Annotated in this window: 20 protein-coding genes and 1 riboswitch; of the genes, 9 read left to right on the top strand and 11 right to left on the bottom strand. The window is 62.6% G+C overall.

Translation table 11 applies throughout. From position 1 onward, the window contains the following. The first annotated feature begins 8 nt into the window (after positions 1 to 8). From G410_RS0102440 to G410_RS15275, 7 genes are all read left to right on the top strand, one after another. Complete coding sequence (locus G410_RS0102440) at positions 9 to 563, top strand: F0F1 ATP synthase subunit delta (protein WP_022672074.1); 555 nt, start codon at positions 9 to 11, stop codon at positions 561 to 563. 11 nt (positions 564 to 574) lie between these two features. Then, complete coding sequence (atpA, locus tag G410_RS0102435) at positions 575 to 2,104, top strand: F0F1 ATP synthase subunit alpha (RefSeq protein ID WP_022672073.1); 1,530 nt, start codon at positions 575 to 577, stop codon at positions 2,102 to 2,104. Positions 2,105 to 2,188: 84 nt separating this feature from the next. Then, positions 2,189 to 3,085 carry a F0F1 ATP synthase subunit gamma gene (locus G410_RS0102430; RefSeq protein WP_022672072.1) on the top strand — a complete coding sequence of 299 codons (897 nt, stop codon included), beginning with the start codon at positions 2,189 to 2,191 and terminating at the stop codon, positions 3,083 to 3,085. A 22-nt stretch (positions 3,086 to 3,107) separates the two neighbouring features. After that, positions 3,108 to 4,574: a F0F1 ATP synthase subunit beta gene (atpD, locus tag G410_RS0102425; protein ID WP_022672071.1), complete on the top strand. Its 1,467-nt coding sequence runs from the start codon at positions 3,108 to 3,110 to the stop codon at positions 4,572 to 4,574. 6 nt (positions 4,575 to 4,580) lie between these two features. Next, complete coding sequence (locus tag G410_RS15280) at positions 4,581 to 5,069, top strand: hypothetical protein (RefSeq protein WP_022672070.1); 489 nt, start codon at positions 4,581 to 4,583, stop codon at positions 5,067 to 5,069. 1 nt (position 5,070) lies between these two features. Further along, positions 5,071 to 5,334 carry an ATP synthase F1 subunit epsilon gene (locus tag G410_RS0102415; protein ID WP_022672069.1) on the top strand — a complete coding sequence of 88 codons (264 nt, stop codon included), beginning with the start codon at positions 5,071 to 5,073 and terminating at the stop codon, positions 5,332 to 5,334. Between the two features lie 150 nt (positions 5,335 to 5,484). Then, positions 5,485 to 7,026 carry a glycosyltransferase family 39 protein gene (locus tag G410_RS15275; RefSeq protein ID WP_022672068.1) on the top strand — a complete coding sequence of 514 codons (1,542 nt, stop codon included), beginning with the start codon at positions 5,485 to 5,487 and terminating at the stop codon, positions 7,024 to 7,026. Here the strand turns inward: G410_RS15275 and G410_RS15270 are convergent. After that, positions 7,023 to 7,967, bottom strand: a complete 945-nt coding sequence (locus G410_RS15270; protein WP_022672067.1) for a DMT family transporter — start codon at positions 7,965 to 7,967, stop codon at positions 7,023 to 7,025. The two genes, G410_RS15275 and G410_RS15270, sit on opposite strands and share 4 nt — an antisense overlap. A gap of 108 nt (positions 7,968 to 8,075) precedes the next feature. Between G410_RS15270 and G410_RS0102400 the strand changes: the two genes are divergently transcribed. After that, positions 8,076 to 9,596: a TadA family conjugal transfer-associated ATPase gene (locus tag G410_RS0102400; RefSeq protein WP_022672066.1), complete on the top strand. Its 1,521-nt coding sequence runs from the start codon at positions 8,076 to 8,078 to the stop codon at positions 9,594 to 9,596. Between the two features lie 8 nt (positions 9,597 to 9,604). Here G410_RS0102400 and G410_RS0102395 read toward each other — a convergent pair whose 3' ends face one another. Continuing rightward, the gene (locus tag G410_RS0102395; RefSeq protein ID WP_022672065.1) at positions 9,605 to 9,805 is read right to left on the bottom strand and encodes a hypothetical protein; all 201 of its coding nucleotides are present in this window, start codon (positions 9,803 to 9,805) and stop codon (positions 9,605 to 9,607) included. Positions 9,806 to 9,875: 70 nt separating this feature from the next. Between G410_RS0102395 and G410_RS0102390 the strand changes: the two genes are divergently transcribed. After that, complete coding sequence (locus G410_RS0102390; protein WP_022672064.1) at positions 9,876 to 10,820, top strand: DMT family transporter; 945 nt, start codon at positions 9,876 to 9,878, stop codon at positions 10,818 to 10,820. Between the two features lie 182 nt (positions 10,821 to 11,002). Here the strand turns inward: G410_RS0102390 and G410_RS0102385 are convergent, their stop codons facing one another. The 9 genes from G410_RS0102385 to ftsZ form a co-directional block, all read right to left on the bottom strand. Beyond that, positions 11,003 to 11,686, bottom strand: coding sequence for a DUF938 domain-containing protein (locus tag G410_RS0102385; protein WP_022672063.1), 684 nt, complete (start codon positions 11,684 to 11,686; stop codon positions 11,003 to 11,005). After that, the gene (locus G410_RS0102380) at positions 11,683 to 12,144 is read right to left on the bottom strand and encodes an ABA4-like family protein (protein ID WP_022672062.1); all 462 of its coding nucleotides are present in this window, start codon (positions 12,142 to 12,144) and stop codon (positions 11,683 to 11,685) included. Before G410_RS0102380 ends, G410_RS0102385 begins: the two co-directional genes overlap by 4 nt. Before the next feature lie 5 nt (positions 12,145 to 12,149). Beyond that, positions 12,150 to 13,721 (bottom strand): aminomethyl-transferring glycine dehydrogenase subunit GcvPB, encoded by a 1,572-nt coding sequence (gcvPB, locus tag G410_RS0102375; protein WP_022672061.1) that lies wholly within the window; start codon positions 13,719 to 13,721, stop codon positions 12,150 to 12,152. Beyond that, positions 13,718 to 15,076: an aminomethyl-transferring glycine dehydrogenase subunit GcvPA gene (gcvPA, locus tag G410_RS0102370; protein WP_022672060.1), complete on the bottom strand. Its 1,359-nt coding sequence runs from the start codon at positions 15,074 to 15,076 to the stop codon at positions 13,718 to 13,720. Before gcvPA ends, gcvPB begins: the two co-directional genes overlap by 4 nt. Before the next feature lie 44 nt (positions 15,077 to 15,120). After that, positions 15,121 to 15,492: a glycine cleavage system protein GcvH gene (gene gcvH / locus G410_RS0102365; protein ID WP_022672059.1), complete on the bottom strand. Its 372-nt coding sequence runs from the start codon at positions 15,490 to 15,492 to the stop codon at positions 15,121 to 15,123. A gap of 1 nt (position 15,493) precedes the next feature. Continuing rightward, a complete protein-coding gene (gene gcvT / locus G410_RS0102360) occupies positions 15,494 to 16,675 on the bottom strand; it encodes a glycine cleavage system aminomethyltransferase GcvT (RefSeq protein ID WP_022672058.1) in 1,182 nt (393 codons plus the stop codon). 183 nt (positions 16,676 to 16,858) lie between these two features. After that, positions 16,859 to 16,951: riboswitch (glycine riboswitch) on the bottom strand. Between the two features lie 48 nt (positions 16,952 to 16,999). Then, complete coding sequence (locus G410_RS0102355; protein ID WP_022672057.1) at positions 17,000 to 18,160, bottom strand: deoxyguanosinetriphosphate triphosphohydrolase; 1,161 nt, start codon at positions 18,158 to 18,160, stop codon at positions 17,000 to 17,002. 4 nt (positions 18,161 to 18,164) lie between these two features. Beyond that, positions 18,165 to 20,141, bottom strand: coding sequence for a tetratricopeptide repeat protein (locus tag G410_RS0102350; protein WP_022672056.1), 1,977 nt, complete (start codon positions 20,139 to 20,141; stop codon positions 18,165 to 18,167). Positions 20,142 to 20,258: 117 nt separating this feature from the next. Then, a complete protein-coding gene (gene ftsZ / locus G410_RS0102345) occupies positions 20,259 to 21,791 on the bottom strand; it encodes a cell division protein FtsZ (protein ID WP_022672055.1) in 1,533 nt (510 codons plus the stop codon). Positions 21,792 to 21,869 lie beyond the last annotated feature (78 nt).

Below are 21,869 nucleotides of genomic sequence, written 5' to 3'. Positions count from 1 at the left end.
ATTCTCGCGTGGAGACATCCAGCGGCATTTCGGCCAGCCTTGCCGGACGCTATGCGACCGCATTGTTCGAGCTGGCGCGTGATCGCAGCCAGCTTGAGGCAGTGGAGCAGTCGCTCGCCAAATTGCGCCAGGCCCTTATCGAGGTGCCGGAATTCAAGACCGTCACGACCAGCCCCGAGCTGTCGCGCCATCAGGCGGAGCGCACCGTGCTCGCCGTGGCGGACCATCTGGGTGTCGATCCGCTGACGCGCAATTTCCTCGGCGTTCTTTCCGAAAATCGCCGGCTGTCCCAGATCGGGGCCGTTGCGCGCGATTTCGACAAGCTGACCGCCGCCCATCGCGGTGAAGTAACCGCCGAGGTTGTCAGTGCGCACAGCCTCTCGGACGAGCAGATGGAGGCCCTGCGCAAGCAGCTGCGCACCCGCGTCGGCCGTGACGTCAATATTCAATCCCGTATCGATCCGTCGATTCTCGGCGGGCTGGTCGTCAAGATCGGCAGCCGTCTGATCGACAACAGCATCCGTACCCGTCTCAACACGCTCGCCAGTGCGATGAAAGGCTGAAGGCTAAACTCATGGACATCCGCGCCGCAGAAATCTCGAAGGTCATCAAGGACCAGATCGCCAATTTTGGCAATGAAGCCGAAGTCACCGAAGTCGGCACCGTGCTGTCGGTCGGTGACGGCATCGCCCGCGTACATGGTCTCGACCAGGTGCAGGCCGGCGAAATGGTGGAATTTCCGGGCGGCATCCAGGGCATGGCCCTGAACCTTGAAGCCGACAATGTGGGCGTCGTGATCTTCGGGGCCGACACGAACATCAAGGAAGGCGATCAGGTCAAGCGGACCGGTACCATCGTGGACGTGCCGGTCGGCAAGGGCCTGCTCGGCCGCGTTGTGGACGGCCTCGGCAATCCGATCGACGGCAAGGGCCCGATCGTGGCCGAAAAGCGCATGCGCGTGGAGCAGAAGGCGCCGGGCATCATCCCGCGCAAGTCCGTGCATGAGCCTGTGCAGACCGGCCTGAAGGCCATTGACGCGCTCGTCCCCGTTGGCCGTGGCCAGCGCGAGCTGATCATCGGCGATCGTCAGACCGGCAAATCCGCCGTGGCGATCGATACCTTCATCAATCAGAAGACCAACAACGCCGGTGATGACGAGAGCAAGAAGCTCTACTGCATCTATGTCGCCATCGGTCAGAAGCGCTCGACGGTCGCGCAGATCGTCAAGAGCCTCGAGGAAAATGGCGCGATGGAATATTCCATCGTCGTCGCCGCGACCGCTTCCGAGCCCGCGCCGCTGCAGTATCTCGCGCCCTATACCGGTGTGACGATGGGCGAATATTTCCGCGACAATGGCATGCATGCCGTGATCGTCTATGACGATCTGTCCAAGCAGGCCGTGGCCTATCGCCAGATGTCGCTGCTCCTTCGTCGCCCTCCGGGCCGTGAAGCCTATCCGGGCGATGTGTTCTATCTTCACTCTCGTTTGCTCGAGCGTGCGGCCAAGATGAACGAGGACAATGGCTCCGGTTCGCTGACCGCCCTGCCGATCATCGAGACTCAGGCTGGCGACGTGTCCGCCTATATCCCGACCAACGTGATCTCGATCACCGACGGCCAGATCTTCCTGGAAACCGAACTATTCTATCAGGGCATCCGTCCGGCCATCAATGTCGGCCTGTCGGTGAGCCGCGTCGGCGGCGCTGCGCAGACCAAGGCGATGAAGAAGGTGTCCGGCTCGATCAAGCTGGAGCTTGCCCAGTATCGCGAAATGGAAGCCTTTGCGCAGTTCGGCTCGGACCTCGATGCCTCGACGCAGAAATTGCTCAATCGCGGTGCACGCCTGACGCAGCTGCTCAAGCAGCCGCAGTTCAGCCCGCTGCCGTTCGAAGAGCAGACCGCCGTGATCTTTGCGGGCACTAATGGCTATATCGATAGCGTGGCCGTGGATCAGGTATCCTATTATGAGAACTCCATGCTGCGCTTCATGCGCGCCGAGCATCAGGACGTGCTGGACGAAATCCGCTCGACCAAGGATCTTGGCGATGCGACGAAGGCGAAGCTGAAGGACGCGCTGGAAGCTTTCGGCAAGTCCTTCTCCTAAGAAGATCGACATGGGGCCTCGATGTCGGACAACCGGTTCCGTCATCGAAGCCCCCGGCAGCCGCGCACGGAATGGTAGGACGTAATGGCCACTCTTAAAGAACTGAAAGGGCGGATCTCCTCGGTCAAATCGACCCAGAAGATCACCAAGGCCAAGCAAATGGTCGCCGCGGCAAAGCTGCGCAAGGCGCAGGCCGCTGCCGAAGCGGCCCGGCCCTATGCGCAGCGCATGGAAGCCGTGGTGTCCTCGCTTGCGTCGCGGGTCACGCGCACCGACAAGTCACCCAAGCTGCTTGCCGGCACCGGCAAGGATCAGGTCCAGATGCTGGTGGTCCTGACATCGGACCGCGGCCTGGCCGGCGCGTTCAACGCCAATATCGTGAAGGAAGCGCGCAGCTTTGCCCGCCAGCTGGAGAGCGAGGGCAAGACCGTCCTGTTCTATCTGGCCGGGCGCAAGGGGCGGAGCATTATCAATCGCTTCCACCCCGGTCAGACCGAGAAATATTTCGACACGACCGACATCAAGTCCCCCGGTTTCGATGAGGCACGCGCCATCGCGCATGACCTCACCGACATGCTGGAAGCCGGCAAGTTCGATGTCGCGCATCTGTTCTATTCCACGTTCAAATCCGCGCTGACGCAGGAACCGACCCGTCAGCAGATCATCCCGGTGAAGATCGACCAGACCGCCTCTCTTTCCACGGCTGCCGCCGGTGACGCACCGCCGGCTTCGGTGGAATATGAACCCGATGAGGCCGGGATCCTGGAAGACTTGCTGCCGCGCAACCTGACCACGCAGATTTTCGGCGCCTTGCTGGAAAATATGGCGTCGGAACAGGGCGCATCGATGACCGCGATGGACAATGCCACGCGCAATGCCGGTGAGCTTATCGGCGATCTCACCGTCCAGTATAACCGCAGCCGTCAGGCCGCGATCACCACCGAACTCGTTGAAATCATCTCCGGCGCAGAAGCGCTGTAACGCCAGGTAGATAGGACAGATCATGGCTACCCAGATCCAGGAAAAACCCGCCACGACCAACAATGTCGGTCGCATCAGCCAGGTTATCGGCGCCGTTGTCGACGTACAGTTCGACAGTGCGCTGCCGTCCATCCTGAACGCGCTGGAAACCGACAATAACGGCAAGCGCCTCGTGCTCGAAGTGGCGCAGCATCTCGGTGAGAACACCGTGCGCTGCATCGCCATGGACGGCACCGACGGCCTGACCCGCGGTCAGAACGTCACCGACACCGGCGCGCAGATCCGTATGCCGGTAGGTCCCGCAACGCTCGGCCGTATCATGAACGTCATCGGCGAACCGATCGACGAGCGCGGCCCGATCGGCGCAACCCAGACGAACCCCATTCACGCCGAAGCTCCGCTGTTCGTCGACCAGTCGACGGAATCGGAAATTCTCGTCACCGGCATCAAGGTGATCGATCTGCTCGCGCCGTACGCGAAGGGCGGCAAGATCGGCCTGTTCGGCGGCGCAGGCGTCGGCAAGACCGTGCTGATCCAGGAGCTGATCAACAACATCGCCAAGGGCCATGGCGGCACCTCGGTGTTCGCGGGCGTGGGTGAGCGTACCCGTGAAGGCAACGATCTTTATCACGAGTTCCTGGATGCGGGCGTTATTGCCAAGAACGAAGCTGGCGAGGCCATTTCCGAGGGCTCGAAAGTGGCGCTGGTTTATGGCCAGATGAACGAACCGCCGGGCGCCCGCGCCCGTGTGGCACTGTCCGGCCTGACGATCGCCGAATATTTCCGCGATCAGGAGAATCAGGACGTCCTCTTCTTCGTGGACAACATCTTCCGCTTCACGCAGGCCGGTGCAGAAGTATCCGCACTTCTCGGCCGTATCCCCTCGGCTGTGGGCTATCAGCCGACACTCGCGACGGACATGGGCCAGCTGCAGGAGCGTATCACGTCGACCAACAAGGGCTCGATCACATCGATCCAGGCCGTCTACGTGCCTGCCGACGATTTGACGGACCCTGCGCCGGCAACGTCCTTTGCCCATCTGGACGCGACCACCAACCTCAACCGCGCGATTTCCGAGCTTGGCATTTATCCCGCGGTCGATCCGCTGGATTCGACCAGCCGCGTTCTGGAGCCCCGCGTGGTCGGTCAGGAACATTATGACACGGCGCGTGCGGTTCAGGAGACTCTGCAGAAGTACAAGTCGCTGCAGGACATCATCGCCATTCTCGGCATGGACGAGCTTTCCGAGGAAGATAAGCTGACCGTGGCGCGTGCCCGCAAGATCCAGCGCTTCCTGTCGCAGCCATTCCACGTGGCCGAGGTGTTCACCAACATCCCCGGCAAGTTCGTGCAGCTGGAAGACACCATCAAGAGCTTCAAGGCGGTGGTCGAAGGCGAATATGATCACCTTCCCGAAAGCGCCTTCTACATGGTTGGCGGGATCGACGAGGCGATCGAAAAGGGCAAGAAGCTCGCTGAAGAAGCGTAAGGATCCATGGCGGCGCGCTCATCTCATCACGATGCGCGCGCCGCGCTATGGCTCAGGCGCCTGTTATGGATCGGGATTGCCGATTTTCTCCTGATCTCGGCGATCGAAATTCATCATTATCGGGTCGACCAGTGGCGCTTGTTCGACGCGGCTTTTACCGATCTCGGTGCAGCCGTCTTCGATCAGCCCAGCACCGGATGGTGGCTTTATGCGATCGCCCTTCCCTTTGTGGTAGTAAACTTTAGCTGCCACGTCCTGATGCTTCGCGGCAAGCGCGGTCTTCTTCCCCCGTTCGCCGTGTCGATTGCTGCGATCGCTCTAATGCAGTTTGCCGCCAATCAGACCGTTCGATATCGCGATCTCTGGTCGGATGTGCTCTGGATGGGCGGATTTTTTATAGGCGGGATGATCTGCACGATCCTGCTTTTTCACTTGGACGGTGGTGGCCATGACGATATCAGCCCACCAACCAGCCCCGCAAATTCGGACATATGACATGGCAAGCAAGCTCCACTTCGAACTCGTCACCCCAGAGAAGCTCGTGCGGTCCGAAGAGGTGCACATGGTCGTCGTCCCCGGCGCAGAGGGCGACTTCGGCGTATTGGAAGGCCACGCACCCTTCATGTCGACCGTACGCGACGGCAACCTCTCGATCTACAAAGCCGATGGCGCCGCGCCGGAAACCATCCGCATCGAAGGCGGCTTTGCCGAGGTCAACGACAAGGGCCTGACGGTGCTGGCGGAGAAGGCTGGCGAGTAAGATAGTCACCGCCATTCGTGGGGCATTCATGGCTCGCACAATCCTAACCCAAATTTAAGCATAGCCGGTCATTACACTCTCCAAACTTCGGAGACGCATTGCTATGCTCGTCATATTCCCGCGCTACGGCACCATAGGCGCGATCCAAGTATGGATCTAACGCGTGCCCGCACGATGTCGACAGTAACGTTTGGCAGGTCAGTCCTGTCGACCGACATTAAACTGGCCTTGGCATTGACGGGCTTCGTCATTCTTCTCAGGGCGCCCTATATCGGCTACCCTGAAATTCATGTCGACGAGCAGTTTTATTTGCTGGTTGGCGATCGTATGCTTCACGGACAGCTTCCCTATATAGACATCTGGGATCGCAAACCCATCGGCTTGTTCTTGCTCTTTGCTGGAATTCGGCTGCTCGGCGGCACTGGCTATACCGAATATCAGATTGTTGCTGCATGCTTCGTGCTCGCAACCTGCTGGTCTATATTTTTAATAAGTCGTCGATATTCGCATGATTTAGCGGCTTTAGCAGCTGCAGTCGTGTATGCTGCTTGGCTGTCAGCGTTGGGCGGTGCTGGCGGGCAATCACCGGTTTTCTATAACTGCCTGACTGCAATCGCTGGCCTCATGGTGTTGAAATCGCTCGAAAGTCCATCTGCAAGACTTCGGCACCGTTGGGGTGTCGGTTCAATGACTATTTGCGGAATTATCTTGCAACTCAAATACACGTCGGTTGCCGAGGGCATATTCTTCGGCCTGCTACTGTTATGGCATGAACGCAAATTAGGTACGAGCTTTCGAATGCTTACGCTGCGCGCCAGCCTCATGGTAGGGATAGCACTAATGCCAACCGTCCTAGCCCTCGCTTACTTCGCTGCGATTGGTGGCTTCGACATATTTGTGTATGCCAACTTTATATCCATATTTGACCGGTTATCTCAACCAGACGTCGCTGTTCAAGCAAATCTTCGCACTCTTTCTTTTATCTGCATCCCGCTACTCGTGGTACTCCCGGTCGCTCTGCTTTTTATGACCAAATCAAACGAGAGTAAAAACTTCAAAGACTTTTTGACCGGCTGGCTGGTTTCAGCACTCGTCGGTTTCGCTATGATCGGTAATTTTTTTGATCATTACGCACTTCCCCTACTCGTGCCGATCTGCATTATCCTACCCAAACTGTTCGATCGCAAATATACCGGGCCTGTCATATTCGTGGCGTTAATTGGTTGGGCACTTTTTGTGGCGCATCTCAGAATCATGCCGAAGGTGGAGAACCGCGCGATGGTTCGCCAAATGGCGGACCAGGTTGAGCTGTATACAAACTCGGGCGCGACCCTGTATATTGATGATGCCCCAATGATACTGTATCTAGAGACAGGTGCCCACGCACCCTGGCGTATGATGTTTCCTTTCCATCTGACTGACGCAACAGAACGGAATGCGGTAGGTGTAGATACCCATGCGGAAATGCGTCGTCTCATAGCGGCCAGGCCGGGAGTTGTTCTGACAGCCAGTGCCGCCTTCACGCCTCTGGTTGACAAAACTAACCGAAAGCTTCTCGATGACGCAATTGCTCGCGATTACGTCATCGTTGGCGAACATGGGCGCCCTGACCGACGATATAGAATCAATGTACGCCGTGACCTTGCTAAGTCCCCTACTAATTATTCAATTGGTAAGAAAGTAGCTAGCTAATCGGGCGCACCCTTGACATCGATTACCTTGTTTCCGGGGTCTACTTGCCGCTGCCGCCACAACCACAAGCCGGCGGCCACGATCAGCACTGACCCGCCAATCGATACGAGATCCGGAAAATCCCCGTAGAAGAACATGCCGATCGACAGGGCCACGATCAGTTGCACATAGACCATCGGCGCTATCGTGGCGGCCGAGGCGCGGGTGGTGGCGGTGTAGACGACCCAGTGGGCGCTGCTGGCGGTGATGGCCACTAAGGCACATCGTGCGATGACGCTCCAATGTGGCCAGTCGATGTGCAGAGGTTCGAACCCGCTGAGATGACCGATGGCTGCGGCAATAATGAGAATAGGCGCGGCGATGCTGGCGACAAGGACCTGCATCAGGAGGCCGGATCCTGCGTCGGAGACCGCGCGATTGAATATCATCAGAAAGGCCATGCCAAGGGCGGCGGCAAGCGGGAGGAGGGCCGCCCAGCCGAGCAGCGCGACATTCGGGCGAAGCACCACCAGCACGCCCGCAAAGGCCAGTAGCGTGGCAATCCATATCCGTCGCGACGCCCGTTCCTTGAGGAGGATCGCCGACAGGATTCCGGTCAGCATCGGGCTGGTGAACTGAATGGCGGTGGCTTCCGCCAGCGGCATCAGAAAAATGGCCGAAAAGAAACATAGCGTGGCGAGCGCAACGAAAAAGCCGCGCGCCAGCTGCGTTCGCCACATCGGAAGGCGGAACCCCGCCGGGCCTTCCTTGAGCAGCAGAAAGGTCGCCAGCCCGACAGCGCCGAAACTGTAGCGCAGCGCCGCCACGGCAGTACCCGGCCACTCCCCGGCGATGGACTTGATGATGCCATCCCCTGCGGAGAGCATGGCAAAGCCACAAAGCGCCAGAAGCATGCCCTTGCGATGGTCGTCCGGCAGCAGCGATGAAGATGATGGAGCCATGCAGCGTCCCTACCCGCGCCGAACCATTGCAGCCATCATGCTTTCCGATTTGTTCACCCTTTTGCGATAGCCCCTGCCACTCATGATGCACCAACCGGGTCTTGATCGATGAGCGCTTTCGGCAAACGAAACAATTCCGGCGGCGGTCGGCCAAGCTTTGGCGTGGCACGCCCGATGACGGGCGGCACGTCGCCAGTCAAACATGACGCGAAAACGGCCAATCCGCCGCCGCCCGGCGGGGAACAGTTCCCGCCGATCGACACGCTGGACGTACCGAATGCGCCGCCCTCTGCACCCAGCGATGCCATGAACCGGCTCAGCGAGCGGGCCAATAGCGTCAACGAAACCGGCGTCCGTAGCGAGGGGTTCGAGGCCTCCGTACACAAGATCAAGGAGCAGGTGCTCCCGCGCCTGCTGGAGCGTGTCGATCCGGAAGCGGCCTCCACGCTCAACAAGGAAGAGCTGACGGAGGAATTCCGGCCGATCATCATGGAGGTGCTCGCCGAACTGAAACTCACGCTCAACCGGCGGGAGCAGTTCGCGCTGGAAAAGGTGCTCGTCGACGAGCTGCTGGGCTTCGGCCCGCTGGAAGAGCTGCTGGCCGATCCGGACGTCTCGGACATCATGGTGAACGGGCCCTACCAGACCTATATCGAAAAAAAGGGCAAGCTGATGCTCGCCCCGACCCAGTTTCGCGACGAAGAGCATCTGTTCCAGATCGCGCAGCGCATCGTGAACCAGGTTGGCCGGCGCGTCGACCAGACCACACCGCTGGCCGATGCCCGATTGAAGGACGGATCGCGTGTCAATGTGATCGTGCCGCCGCTGAGCCTGCGCGGCACGGCGATGTCCATCCGTAAATTCTCCGAAAAGCCGATCACGCTCGACATGCTCAAGGGCTTTGGCTCGATGAACGAGAAGATGTGCACGGCGCTCAAAATCGCCGGCGCAAGCCGGATGAATGTCATCATCTCGGGCGGTACCGGTTCCGGTAAGACAACCATGCTCAACGCCATGTCCAAGATGATCGATCCTGGCGAGCGCGTTCTGACGATCGAGGATGCTGCCGAGCTTCGCCTGCAGCAACCGCACTGGCTGCCGCTGGAAACCCGCCCACCCAATTTGGAAGGCGATGGCGCGATCACCATCGGCGATCTGGTGAAGAACGCCCTGCGCATGCGGCCCGACAGGATCATCCTGGGCGAAATCCGTGGCGCGGAATGTTTCGATCTGCTGGCCGCGATGAACACCGGCCATGACGGGTCCATGTGTACGCTCCACGCCAACAGCCCGCGCGAATGCCTGGCCCGCATGGAAAACATGATCCTGATGGGCGACATCAAGATACCCAAGGAAGCCATCAGCCGTCAGATCGCCGAATCGATCGATCTGGTGGTCCAGGTCAAACGCCTGCGTGACGGCTCGCGCCGGACCACACAGATCACGGAAGTGATCGGCATGGAGGGCGATGTCATCGTGACCCAGGATCTGTTCAAGTTCAACTATCTGGACGAGGACACCGACGGCAACATCATGGGCGAATATGCCAGCTCCGGCCTGCGGCCCTACACGCTTGAAAAGGCCAAGCAGTTCGGGTTTGACCAGCCCTATCTGGAAGCCTGCCTCTAAGCCTTGCCTCAGCCCAGCTGGATGGCCAGCGCGGTCGAGAACAGAAAAATGATGCCGCCCATGACGGTGAGAAATGGCCATGGCATGAAGCCTGGCCGATCCAGGTTGCGCCGCTTGCGCTGGCGATGATCGCCGATGACGGAGACCAGCAGCACGGCCAGCGCGCCTATGGCCACCGGGACCCAGGGATTCCATAGCAATACATCCATGGCTTATGCAGATGCGGCAACCACGTGCGGTTTCAAGGCTTGATCGCGCGCTAGGTGCAGCTAGGGCCGCATGATGGATCCTGCCGCCCCCACTATCGCGCCCGCATCCAGCGGCGGTCTGGAGCAGCGCGCGCTGCCCGGCGCGCTGCTGCGCCTGCTGTCGATGGCCGCGATCTCGCTCATGCTGGCGCTGGTAAAGCTGGCGCAGACGCGCGGCGTCCATATTCTCGAGAGCGTGTTCTACCGGCAACTGGCCGCCCTGCCCGTCATCGCCCTGCTGCTGGCACGCAGCGGCAAATGGAGCAGCCTCAAAAGTTACCGGCCCTTTGGTCATGGGCTGCGCATGCTGCTGGGTATCAGCGCGATGACGCTGAACTTCTGGACCATGACACTGCTGCCGCTGGCCGAGGCCACGACGATCTTCTTCGCGGTGCCGATCCTGACCACGGTGCTCGCCGCGCTGATCTTGAAAGAACCGACCGGCTGGCATCGCTGGGGCGCGGTGATCGTCGGCTTCATCGGCGTCCTGATCGTGGTGCAGCCGGGTGGCGGCGATTTGCCGACCATGGGCGTGATCGTGGGCGTGATCGGCGCGCTGATGACGGCGGCGGTCACCATCCAGGTGCGCGAACTGGGCAAGTCCGAGGCGACGCTCACCATCGTCTTCTGGTTCAGCCTCACTTCCATGCTGCCGCTCGCCATTGCCATGGCCTTTGTCGGGCAGATGCACGATCCGGCGACATGGGGCATCATCGCAGCGATCGGTCTGCTGGGCGCGATCGGGCAGTTCTGCCTGACGGGCGCGCTGCGGCTGGCCCCCGTCGCCGTGGTGCTGCCGATGGACTATAGCTCGCTCATCTGGTCCGCGCTCTACGGCTTCTGGCTGTTCGGCGATCTGCCCGCGACGGCGACTTATGTCGGCGCGCCGGTGATTATCGCCAGCGGGCTGTATATCGTTTTCCGCGAGCACCGCCTGTCCAGACGCGCCGCGGCGATTCGTCCACCGGTCCGTTAAGCGCGCCAAGGCCGGGCTGGAAGTTCGCACTCGGCACACCCCGTTTGCGCGCAATTCGGTCGAACCGTTTTGTATCAGCGATGAAATGAGCGGGCGGGTCTGCCAGATATGCCACCGAACCATGCGTGGACCATATGGCCAAGGATCGGTGTAGGACAGGCCCCCTGCCCGCCCCCTTGCCGTTAGCGCGCGGCATCACCGCGCACGAAACGCAGCATCAGATTGTTGGCAGGCATCACCTGCCGATCGGCCATGTGAAAGCCGTTCCGATCGGCCAGCTGGGCCATGTCTGTCAGGCTGCGCAGCCCCCAATCCCGGTTCCGGCCCTTCAGCGACGCATCGAACGCCAGATTGCTTTGGCTTGTCGGCACAGCGGGGTCGATGAACGGCCCGTAGAGGATCAGCGGCGCGCCAGACGGCAACAGGCCAGCGGCACCGGCGAACAGCCCCTCGGTCGCCGCCCAGGGGCTGATATGCACCATGTTGATGCAAAGCACCGCATCGGCCAGCACCACATCCCAATCGGGCGCTGCTGCATCGAGCGCGACGGGCGGCTCGACATTGGACAGATGGGCCTCCCCGGTCCACGCCGCAATCGAGCGCTGGGCATCGCTATCGGCATCGCTCGGCTGCCAGCGCAGCGCCGGAAAGCTGCTGGCGAAATAGACGATATGCTCGCCCGATCCGCTGGCGACTTCCAGCACCGTGCCGCGATCGGGCAACCATAGCCGCAATATATCGGCGATGGCGGCACGATTGCGCAGCGTGGCCGGCGCGTGGAGCTTGGCTTGTGCCTCGCCCGGTTCCGGCGGCGTTCCATCCGGCGAAATGGCCTCCGGCGTCCATGGCGCGGGGCCGTCGCTCATGCCTTGCTGCGCGGCTGGGCGCGGCGGGCGGCGGGCTCGCGCAGCGTCAGCCAGATCAGCAGACCAAGCGGACCTGCCATGAAAGTCAGAAACAGGACGGGTGCCTGCCAGATGCGCGAAAAGCCCTTGGCGTCCGCATCGCGCGCAATCCACATGCCGATGAACAGATCGAAGGCAAGATAATGCGTCCAGCCAATCACCGTGCCGCCGGGATTGGCGAACATGGCGGCCTGCAGGCCCGCAACGCTATAGTCGGTCAGCGGCGGCGATGGACCACCACCATCGATGAACCCTGCCAGTAGCCCGGCAAAGCCGATCACATAGATCAGGCACAATAGGCCGACGCCGACATAGGTGATGGCCGAAAAAACGAGCGGCTTTCGCGGCGCGAATATCAGCAGCAACCAGCCGCCCAGGGCCAGGATATTGGTGATCGAAAAAACCGTATCCCAGCCCATCGGCCTTATTCCGCCGCCTCGGCCTGCGCCGGTTCCTGATAGACCAGCATGGGTTTGCGCGCGGCCGCGGTCTCGTCCAGCCGGCTGCGGGGCGCATGATAGGGCGCGCCGTGCAGACTTTCGTCACCCGCCTTGGCCCGCTCCACCACCGATCGGAACGCGGCGATGAACTGGTCTATATCCGCCTTGCTCTCGGTCTCGGTCGGCTCGACCAGCATCGCGCCATGCACCACCAGCGGGAAATACATGGTCATCGGGTGGAAACCCTCGTCGATCAGGCCCTTGGCAATGTCGACGGTGGAAAAGCCGTCGGCCACGCCCTTGTCGCTGAACAGCGCCTCATGCATGCACGGGCCGCTGGGCGCGAAGGGCGCTTCGAGCAAATCTTCCATCGAGCGCAGGATATAATTGGCGTTGAGCACGGCATCCTCGCTCACCTGCCGCAGCCCGTCCGCGCCGTGGCTCATGATATAGGTGAGCGCACGGGTGAACATGCCCATCTGCCCATGAAACGCGGTCATCCGGCCGAAGCTGTCGCCATGATGGTCCTCGGCGGTTTCTTCCTCGACCAGCCGGAAGCTGCCCTCGCCGGTCTTTTCCACGAAGGGTAGCGGCGCGAACGGGGCCAGCGCTTCGGAAAACACCACCGGGCCGGAGCCGGGACCGCCGCCGCCATGGGGCGTGGAAAAGGTCTTGTGCAGATTGAGGTGCATCGCATCGATGCCCAGATCGCCCGGCCGCACGCGCCCGACAATGGCGTTGAAATTCGCGCCGTCGCAATAGACGAAACCACCTGCTTCATGCACCGCATCGGAAATGCGTTTCATGTCCCGCTCGAACAGGCCGCAGGTGTTGGGATTGGTGATCATCACGCCCGCCACATCGGGGCCGAGCCGCTTCTGCAGCGCGTCGAAATCGACGCGACCTTCGCTGGTCGCCGGAATATCCTCGACCGCATAGCCGGCAAAGGCGGCGGTGGCGGGGTTGGTGCCGTGCGCGCTTTCGGGCACCAGCACCACCTGCCGCGCATCGCCGCGCTTTTCCAGCGCCGCGCGGATCGCCAGGATGCCGCACAGCTCGCCATGCGCCCCGGCCTTGGGGCTCATGGCCACGGCGGGCATGCCGGTCAGCGTCTTGAGCCAGTGGGCCAGCTCATGAATCACGCCGAGCGCGCCTTGCACGCTGGCGACCGGCTGCAGCGGGTGGATATCGGCAAAGCCGGGCAGCCGCGCCATCTTCTCGTTCAGCCGTGGATTATGCTTCATGGTGCAGCTGCCGAGCGGGAACAGCCCCAGGTCGATCCCGTAATTCTGGCGGCTGAGCCGGGTATAATGGCGGATGGTTTCCGGCTCCGACAGGCCGGGCAGATCGATCCGCTCCAGCCGCGCCAGATCGCCCAGGCGCGATTCGCCCCAGCAATCGGCGGGCCAGTCCACCCCGGTACGCTCGCTGTCACCGATCTCGAAGATCAGCGGTTCTTCCAGCATCAGCGCGCGGTTGCCGGTGGTGGTGGGGTGGGGATCGCTTGCGCCGCCTTCATGCGGCTGGGTCTGGCGGCCCTGCTTGTTCATGCTCATGCCAATGCTCCTTCAAGCGCGGTCGCCAGCGCCTCGATATCCTCATGCTCCACCATCTCGGTGACGGCGATCAGCAGGCCTTTGGAGAGGCCCGGCTCGTCGGCGTACAGGCGGCTGAGCGACACGCCGGCGAGAATGTTCTGCTCCGCCAGATCGCGCACAAGATCGCGCGAATCGACCGGAAGTTCGATGGTGAACTCGTTGAAAAACAGGTCGTTCACCACTCGCACACCGTCGATTTTGGCCAAACGGTTGGCGCAGATCACCGCCTTCTCATGATTGATCGCAGCAATCTGGCGGATGCCCTTTTCGCCCAGCAGCGTCATGTGGATCGAAAAGGCCAGAGCGCACAGACCGCTATTGGTGCAGATGTTGCTCGTCGCCTTTTCGCGGCGGATATGCTGTTCGCGCGTGGAAAGGGTGAGCACGAACCCGCGCTTGCCGTCCGCGTCCACCGTCTCGCCGCACAGACGCCCCGGCATCTGGCGCACATATTTCTGCTTGCAGCCGAACAGCCCGACATAGGGCCCGCCAAACTGCAGGCCGACGCCTAGCGACTGCCCCTCGCCCACCACGATGTCCGCGCCCATCTGGCCGGGAGAGCGCACCGCGCCCATCGCCACCGGCTCGGTCACCACCGCGATCAGCAACGCCTTGTGCTCGGCGCATTTTTTGGCCAGCGCCGTCATGTCGTCGATGCGGCCCAGAATATCGGGATATTGCACGATCACGCAGTTGGTATCGCCGTCCACCTTGTCCGCCAGCGCGGCCCAGTCGGTGCCATCGGTCAGTTCGGGCGCGGTATAATCGATCACGTCCTTGGTGAAGCGCGCCATGGTCTTGCAGACCGAGACGTAGTGCGGATGCACGCCGCTGCTGATCAGCGCCTTGGCCCGCTTGGTCACGCGCCGCGCCATGGTGATCGCCTCCCAGCAGGCGGTCGATCCGTCATACATGCTGGCATTGGCGACATCGGTGCCCAGCAGCCGGGCAACCTGGGTCTGGAACTCGAACAACACCTGCAGCGTGCCCTGCGCGATTTCCGGCTGATAGGGCGTATAGGCCGTCAGAAACTCGCCGCGCTGGATCAGATGATCCACGCTGGCGGGCACATGATGGCGATAGGCGCCTGCCCCAAGAAAGAAGGGCACGCCGCCCGCCGCCATGTTCTGCGCGGCGAGGCGCGACATATGCCGCTCCACCGCCATCTCGCTGGCATGCATCGGCAGATCATGGATCGGCCCGTCCAGCCGTGCCTCCTCCGGCACGTCCACGAACAGATCGTCGATCGAGGATACGCCGATCCGTTCCAGCATGGCCTGCCGGCTGTCGTCGGTCTGTGGGAGATAACGCATGGGGGTATTGCTCCTGCCGCCCCGTCACGGGAGGCGATTAAAGTTCAAAGGCTTGCGACATATTCCTTGTACGCGGCCTCATCCATCAGCTCGGCCAGCTCGTCCTTGTCTTCCAGCCGCAGCTTGAAAAACCAGCCCTCGCCTTCGGGATCGGAATTGACCAAGCCCGGCTCGTCGCCCAGCGCGTCATTGCCTTCCAGCACTTCGCAGCTGACCGGCGCATATACGTCGGACGCGGCCTTTACCGATTCGACCACGGCGGCATCATTGCCTTTTTTCAGCATCGCGCCGCTGTCCGGCACTTCCACGAACACCACATCGCCCAGCTGTTCCTGCGCATAATCGGTGATGCCGACGGTGCCTTCATCGCCTTCGACGGCGATCCATTCATGGTCTTCGGTAAAATAGCGTTTCATTTCAGCTCCCTTTCGATGCTCGGCGATAGCGTTGCTGGACAAATGGCATTGCCGCAACGGTGCCGGTAAAATCTTTGCCGCGCTGTCTGATGTGGATGCGATGGCCGATGGCCGCGAAGGCCGCCGGCACGGTCGCCATCGCGATGGGCTGGCCCAGGCTGGGCGCATGGCCGCCGCTGGTGATCCGGCCGATCGCCTGGCCGCCTTCGTCCACCACCTCGGCGCCTTCGCGCACGGGCTGGCGTCCATCGATCAACAGGCCGACCCGCTGGGTCACCGGGCCATCGCGATGTTCGCCGAGCACGCGCTCATGACCGTGAAAGCCGCCTTCCTCGCGCCGCCGCTTGGACAGGGCAAAGCCCAGACCGCCTGCCATCGGCGTGGTCTGTTCGGTCAGGTCATGCCCGTAAAGCGGCAACCCGGCCTCGAGCCGCAGCGAATCGCGCGCCCCAAGCCCCACCGGCTTCACCGCGTCCAGCGCCACCAGCGCGGTTGCAAAACGCTCGGCATCGGCCGCGGGCAGGCTGATCTCGAAACCATCCTCACCGGTATAGCCGGACCGGCTGATCCACAGCGGCACGCCGTCCCAATCGAAACCACCGGCCTGCATGAAATAGAGCGCATCGGTGCCGCTCAGCAGCTGCGCGAGCGCATCGCCCGCGCCCGGCCCCTGCAAGGCGAGCAGCGCATGATCTTCCAGATGGTTGATCGTCACTTCGTCCGGCAAATGTTCGCGAAGGAAGGAAATATCCTCATATTTCACGGCACCGTTGACGACCATGTAAAAGGCCTCGCCCCCCTCATCTTCCATGCCGAAGGGCGCGGTGGATGCCAGCCGCGTGATCATCAGATCGTCCAGAATGCCGCCATCTTCCGCCAGCAGCAACGAATAGCGCATGCGATCGGTCTTCAATCCGTGCAGATCGCCCGGCAACAGCTGTTCCAGCGGCCCAGCCACATCCGCGCCGGTGAGCAGCACCTGCCCCATATGGCTGACGTCGAACAGGCCGGCGCGCTCACGCGTCCACAGATGCTCGGCCATGATGCCTTCAAACTGCACCGGCATATGATACCCCGCGAAAGGCACCATCCGGCCACCATGCGCGCGATGCCACGCATCGAGCGGCAGCGTCTGCGTTTCGATTGGCTGCGCTTCGTCCTGGTCCGGCATATCTTCGCTCATCGCATCGGCTCCTTCATGGGCAGGGGGTCAATTGCAGACGCAACGGAAAGGCTCCCGTTTCATCGCCTGCCCCCTCTGTCAGGGAACCTGAGAGCTTTCGCGGTCAGCCATTCGGCCCATCCCGCTTACCCCTTCGGTGGGATCGCGCGCCAAAACGCGCCATCCGCTTTCCAGAGTGCCTGATGCCTCGATACGGTCCGACTGACCTGAGAGATTCCGGGGCGGTTGCTCCTTCGGTGACCGGGCGGTAGCCCGATGCTCTCCCGTATCGACGCCCGCTTTAAGCGGCAGCGCCGACTGAATTGACGCAGGCCGGAGCCAGAGTCAATCGCGCGCCGCCGCCTTGCCTCCAAAAATCTGCGCATGCTGCGTTTCGGCAAAGCGATCGGTCATGCCCGCCAGATAGTCCGCAATGTGCCGGCTGCGTGCCGGCTCCTCGTCCGGCAGCGCCGCGCGCCAGGCGCCGGTCATCAGCGCTGGACGATCGCGATAGGCCGCAAACAGATCGGCCACGATCACCCGCGCGCCGTCTGCCGCATCGACCTGTACCGGATGATGATAGACATTGGCGTACATGAAGCGCTTCAGCATGCGCTCCCGCTCCCGCATCTCCGGCGAAAAGGCGACCATGGCCCGATCTGCGCCGCGCACATCGGCGATGCCAGCAATTGCGCTAGCGGCGATATTGGCCCGCGTCTGATCGATCACGTCGTTCACCATGGCGCCGATCTGCTGGCGTACCAGTTCGGCCACCAGCCGATCCGGCGCGACATCGGAAAATTCGCTACGAATATTCTCCCAGCGCTCGGCGATGAACGGCAGCGTGAGCAGCTGGTCCATCGTGAGGATGCCGGCGCGCAGCCCATCGTCGATATCATGATTGTCATAAGCGATGTCGTCGGCAATCGCGGCCACCTGCGCTTCCAGCGATGCCCAGCGGGGCAGTTCGAGATCGAAGCGGGCATTGATCTGCGCCAGGGCCCAGGGCGGATCGGCCACCGGCCCGTTATGCTTGGCCAGCCCTTCCAGCAATTCCCAGCTGAGATTGAGGCCGTTCCAGCGCGGATAGGGCGATTCAAGGACGGCCAGCACGCGAATGGTGTGGGCATTATGATCGAACCCGCCATGGGCGCACAGCGCCTCCTCCAACGCGTCCTCCCCGGCATGGCCGAAGGGCGGATGGCCGATATCGTGCGCCAAGCACAGCGCTTCGGTCAGATCCTCGTTCAGCCCCAGCGCCCGCGCGATCGTGCGGCCGATCTGGGCGACTTCGAGGCTATGGGTCAGGCGGACGCGATAATGATCGCCATCGGGCGAGATGAACACCTGCGTCTTGTGGCGCAGACGGCGGAACGCGATGGAGTGGATGATCCGGTCCCGGTCCCGCTGGAATACATCGCGCGGGCCGCGCATGAGCCCGCCCTCCTCGGCATGCAGCCGCCCCCGGCTGTGCGCCGGATCACTGGCAAATGGGGCATGGCTCATGCGATCAGGGCAGCGGCGTGACGACCGTGCCGTCGTCGCTGTTCCAGGCGAACCCCTGCCCGCCCGCTTCTTCGAAATCGCCCAGCCAGTCGCGCGCCGCCGCGATGCTGTCGAACGGCCCCACCAGCAGACGGGCGCTGGACTTGAACGGCGACGTCCAGCCCTTCCGGCCCTTGAACAGCTCCGTCTTGCCGCGAGACAGGCGGCGATATTCATTCTTCATCAGATCGCTGCCGCCGGTGGCGATCTGCACCCAATTGCGCGCAGGCTGCGGATCGGCGGCGGGTTTGGCGTCCGGTTTTGCCGCCGGTTTCACGGCCTTTTTCGTGGCCGGAGCGGCCTTCACCGCATCATCGCCCAGTGGCTTCGCCCCGCTCGGCATCGGCTTTTGCGCAAAGGGCGATGCGGCAGCCTTGCCGGAGACCGGGCCCAGCGGCTTGGCGTTCTTATACTGCTCTAGCCGCTCGAGATCGACGGCGAAGACATTGGCCTGTTGCTCCTGCGGCGGAATATCGATCGACCGCACGATCGCACCCAGGCTGGGCACCGGCTCGTTGGACATCCCGGCGGCTGCGGTGCCAGCAGCGCCATCGGTGCCAGCAGCGGATGTGGCGGCCAGATCGGCCGAGGGTCCGACCATCGGCGCGCTGCTGACGCTGTCGGCTATCGAGGCCACGACGGTGGGCCGAACGGCGGCGTCTGCTGCCGGTCGATCCTCATTCTGCAGCCCGGCTGTCCGAGATTCTGGAGCCGCCGAAGCGGACGATGGTGCGAGCGTCTCAAAGCCGGGCCGTGCCGGATCCGCCGCGGCGATCCGCTTCGCTGCGCTATTCGGCACGGATGCGACCGCCGCGTCATCCGGCAGGCCCGTGCCCGCCACCATGGTTTGCGCCACCGGAGCAGAGACAGCGGGCAATTCCGCCTGCGCCACCTGCACCGGCGCCGATGCCGTCGGCGTTGGGGTTGGGGTTGGCGCAGCCGCACTTGGTTGGGGCCCCTGCGCAACGGACGCGGCTGGCTGGTTGCGCGCTGCGGCGCGGGCCTTGGCTTCGGCACGCCGCGACGCCCGGGTCTGCCGCTCGCTCGCCGCGCGGCTTGCCCCGCCCGCACTGCGATCCGCGCTCGCACGCGTCCGGCGGCCAAGCGGCTCACCGGATGGAATAAGCCCGCGATCCTGCCCACGGGTGCCTGCCCTCGGTGTCGGGCCGCGCGATGCGATGGCGCGCACCGCGTCGCTATCACGCCCGACCTGCTGCTCGGCTGGGAAATGGCCATAATGGATTACGGCGGCCTGCTGCGCCTTGGTCAAGGCGCTCATCCGTTCGAGATAGGACTGCATGGCCGATGTGGAACGCGCATCGAGGAAGCCGCGCACGATGCGCACCGCCTCCGCCACATCGCCATTGCCGGCCAGAATGAACGCCCGCGCGCGCCACGCGCCGGGCTTGTTCTGCGTCAGGAGCGGGTTCAGCAAGGCATCCGCGCGTTTCTGATCGCCGGCAAGCCCGAAGGAGACGGCCTGGCGAATAATCAACTCCTCCGTCGAAACGGCGGACGAACCCAGCGCATATTGTGCCTGCGCCAGAAAATTATTGCCGACCAGATCATAGGCCAGCCCCCGGTCTGCGGCGATGGATCGCTCGCTGATGCCCAGCCGTACCGCCTCATCGAACAGGCGCAGCGCCTCGACCGGGTTTTCACTGTACAATTGCGCACTGGCCAGGCCCGCTTTCACGCGTCCACTGGATGGCTGCAGCGCCTCGGCGCGGGTGAAGAAACCCAGCGCGCTATCATAATCGCGCAGCATCAGCGCCGCATTGCCGGCATCCAGCAGGGCATCGCTGTCGGTGGGGCGGCGTGCCAGCCGCTGGATCGCGTTTCGCAGTTCGGTGGCCGCCGCCTGGTCGCTGCCATAGTCCTGCGCCATGGCGGGAACCGGCAAGGCGGCAATCAGGAGCGCAGCGGAGATCCAGTATTTCATGATATGCTATATCGCGCGTTTGCAGGCCGCTGGCAATTCATGAGGCCGGTCGCAGGCGGTAAAACGACAGGAGGACCGGGTGAATCGGTCCCCCCAGAGATTTGCCATGCGGATCGATCAGCGCTGGTTGTTCTGACGACCCAGAAAACGCGGGATGTTGAGCGGATCGCCATCATCCTCGTCCGCCGCCGTATCGGCCTCATCCTTGCCGAGCCCACGCGACAGATTGGACATACGCTCGAACAAGGTACCGCCGCCGCTGGCGATGCGCGGGGCCGGCTTGGAAGGCGCGTCGGACGCTTTTGCGCTGCCCGGCTTCAGAAACGGCTTCTCTTCTGCCGCCTTCTCCTGCGCTTCGGGCCTGATGCCGCCGCTGAGTTCCAGCGTGTCGTCCTCATCCGCCGTGGCGGATGCAGCCGGGGCTTCCTTCTGGCCGAAACGCGGGACGCGGGGCGCAGATGCCTCTTCCCGCTCGGGCGCTGCCGGGGCGGGCCGTGCCGGCGCGGCTGGCGCGCTCTTGGGCGCCTCCGGCTCATCCTGCTCGTCGGACACAGCCGGTGCAGATGCGCGCGGCGTTTCTGGCATCTCCGGCTCCGGTGCCTGTTCGGGCTCGGCCTTGGCGGCCGGGCGCGAACCGGGGAAGGCAAAGCTGCGACTCGGCGGCGCGCTGTCTTCCGATGTGCCATCGGTATCGATGCCGGTGGCGACCACGGACACACGAATCTTGCCGTCGAGATTTTCGTTGAAGGCCGAACCCCAGATGATGTTCGCATCGGGATCGACCAGCTCGCGGATATGATTGGCGGCCTCGTCCACTTCCATCAGGCGCATGTCTTCACCACCGGTGATCGACACGATGACGCCCTTGGCCCCCTTCATCGACACACCGTCCAGCAGCGGGTTGGCAATGGCCTTTTCGGCCGCCTCGAGCGCGCGACCGTCGCCTTCGGCCTCGCCCGTGCCCATCATCGCCTTGCCCATTTCATGCATGACGGAGCGGACATCGGCGAAATCGAGATTGATCAGGCCGGGCATCACCATCAGATCGGTGATGCCGCGCACGCCCTGCTGCAGCACTTCGTCGGCCAGCAGGAAGGCTTCCTTGAAGGTGGTGTTGGGATTGGCGACCAGGAACAGGTTCTGGTTCGGAATCACGATCAGCGTATCGACATTCTTCTGCAGCTCATCGATGCCGGAATCGGCGGAGCGCATGCGGCGCGTGCCTTCGAACGTGAAGGGCTTGGTCACCACGCCCACGGTCAGGATGTTCATTTCCCGCGCGGCCTGCGCGATCACGGGCGCAGCGCCGGTGCCGGTGCCACCGCCCATGCCCGCCGCGATGAAGCACATATGCGCGCCTTCCAGCGCCGCCTTGACCTGATCGAGCGTTTCTTCCGCCGCCGCACGGCCCACTTCGGGGCGCGATCCGGCACCCAGACCCTGGGTGATATCGGGGCCAAGCTGGATGCGATGTTCGGCCACCGAGCTGTTGAGCGACTGCGCATCGGTATTGGCGACGATGAAATCCACGCCCTCGACATTGGCCGCGATCATATTGGCAATGGCGTTGCCGCCCGCCCCGCCGACGCCGATGACGGCAATCTTTGGCTTCAATTCATCCACAGAGGGCGGTCCGATATTGATACTCATCGCTATGTTCCCCTAGGCCATCCCGGCCTTGTACTGGTAGTGCGTGCTGATATTGTCCCCACTTGGCACAAATGCAGC

Origin of the sequence: Novosphingopyxis baekryungensis DSM 16222, assembly GCF_000420305.1 — a bacterium.
Taxonomy (GTDB): domain Bacteria; phylum Pseudomonadota; class Alphaproteobacteria; order Sphingomonadales; family Sphingomonadaceae; genus Novosphingopyxis; species Novosphingopyxis baekryungensis.
The sequence above is the reverse complement of the archived record's forward strand: the minus strand, read 5'-3'. Positions and strand labels throughout refer to the sequence as shown.

Excerpts from the sequence above, each read along its gene's own strand:
- atpA (WP_022672073.1), top strand. The coding sequence starts at position 575 with ATGGACATCCGCGCCGCAGAAATCTCGAAGGTCATCAAGGACCAGATC.
- G410_RS0102430 (WP_022672072.1), top strand. The coding sequence starts at position 2,189 with ATGGCCACTCTTAAAGAACTGAAAGGGCGGATCTCCTCGGTCAAATCG.
- atpD (WP_022672071.1), top strand. The coding sequence starts at position 3,108 with ATGGCTACCCAGATCCAGGAAAAACCCGCCACGACCAACAATGTCGGT.
- G410_RS15280 (WP_022672070.1), top strand. The coding sequence starts at position 4,581 with ATGGCGGCGCGCTCATCTCATCACGATGCGCGCGCCGCGCTATGGCTC.
- G410_RS0102415 (WP_022672069.1), top strand. The coding sequence starts at position 5,071 with ATGGCAAGCAAGCTCCACTTCGAACTCGTCACCCCAGAGAAGCTCGTG.
- G410_RS15275 (WP_022672068.1), top strand. The coding sequence starts at position 5,485 with ATGGATCTAACGCGTGCCCGCACGATGTCGACAGTAACGTTTGGCAGG.
- G410_RS15270 (WP_022672067.1), bottom strand. The coding sequence starts at position 7,967 with ATGGCTCCATCATCTTCATCGCTGCTGCCGGACGACCATCGCAAGGGC.
- G410_RS0102400 (WP_022672066.1), top strand. The coding sequence starts at position 8,076 with ATGAGCGCTTTCGGCAAACGAAACAATTCCGGCGGCGGTCGGCCAAGC.
- G410_RS0102395 (WP_022672065.1), bottom strand. The coding sequence starts at position 9,805 with ATGGATGTATTGCTATGGAATCCCTGGGTCCCGGTGGCCATAGGCGCG.
- G410_RS0102390 (WP_022672064.1), top strand. The coding sequence starts at position 9,876 with ATGATGGATCCTGCCGCCCCCACTATCGCGCCCGCATCCAGCGGCGGT.
- G410_RS0102385 (WP_022672063.1), bottom strand. The coding sequence starts at position 11,686 with ATGAGCGACGGCCCCGCGCCATGGACGCCGGAGGCCATTTCGCCGGAT.
- G410_RS0102380 (WP_022672062.1), bottom strand. The coding sequence starts at position 12,144 with ATGGGCTGGGATACGGTTTTTTCGATCACCAATATCCTGGCCCTGGGC.
- gcvPB (WP_022672061.1), bottom strand. The coding sequence starts at position 13,721 with ATGAGCATGAACAAGCAGGGCCGCCAGACCCAGCCGCATGAAGGCGGC.
- gcvPA (WP_022672060.1), bottom strand. The coding sequence starts at position 15,076 with ATGCGTTATCTCCCACAGACCGACGACAGCCGGCAGGCCATGCTGGAA.
- gcvH (WP_022672059.1), bottom strand. The coding sequence starts at position 15,492 with ATGAAACGCTATTTTACCGAAGACCATGAATGGATCGCCGTCGAAGGC.
- gcvT (WP_022672058.1), bottom strand. The coding sequence starts at position 16,675 with ATGAGCGAAGATATGCCGGACCAGGACGAAGCGCAGCCAATCGAAACG.
- G410_RS0102355 (WP_022672057.1), bottom strand. The coding sequence starts at position 18,160 with ATGAGCCATGCCCCATTTGCCAGTGATCCGGCGCACAGCCGGGGGCGG.
- G410_RS0102350 (WP_022672056.1), bottom strand. The coding sequence starts at position 20,141 with ATGAAATACTGGATCTCCGCTGCGCTCCTGATTGCCGCCTTGCCGGTT.
- ftsZ (WP_022672055.1), bottom strand. The coding sequence starts at position 21,791 with ATGAGTATCAATATCGGACCGCCCTCTGTGGATGAATTGAAGCCAAAG.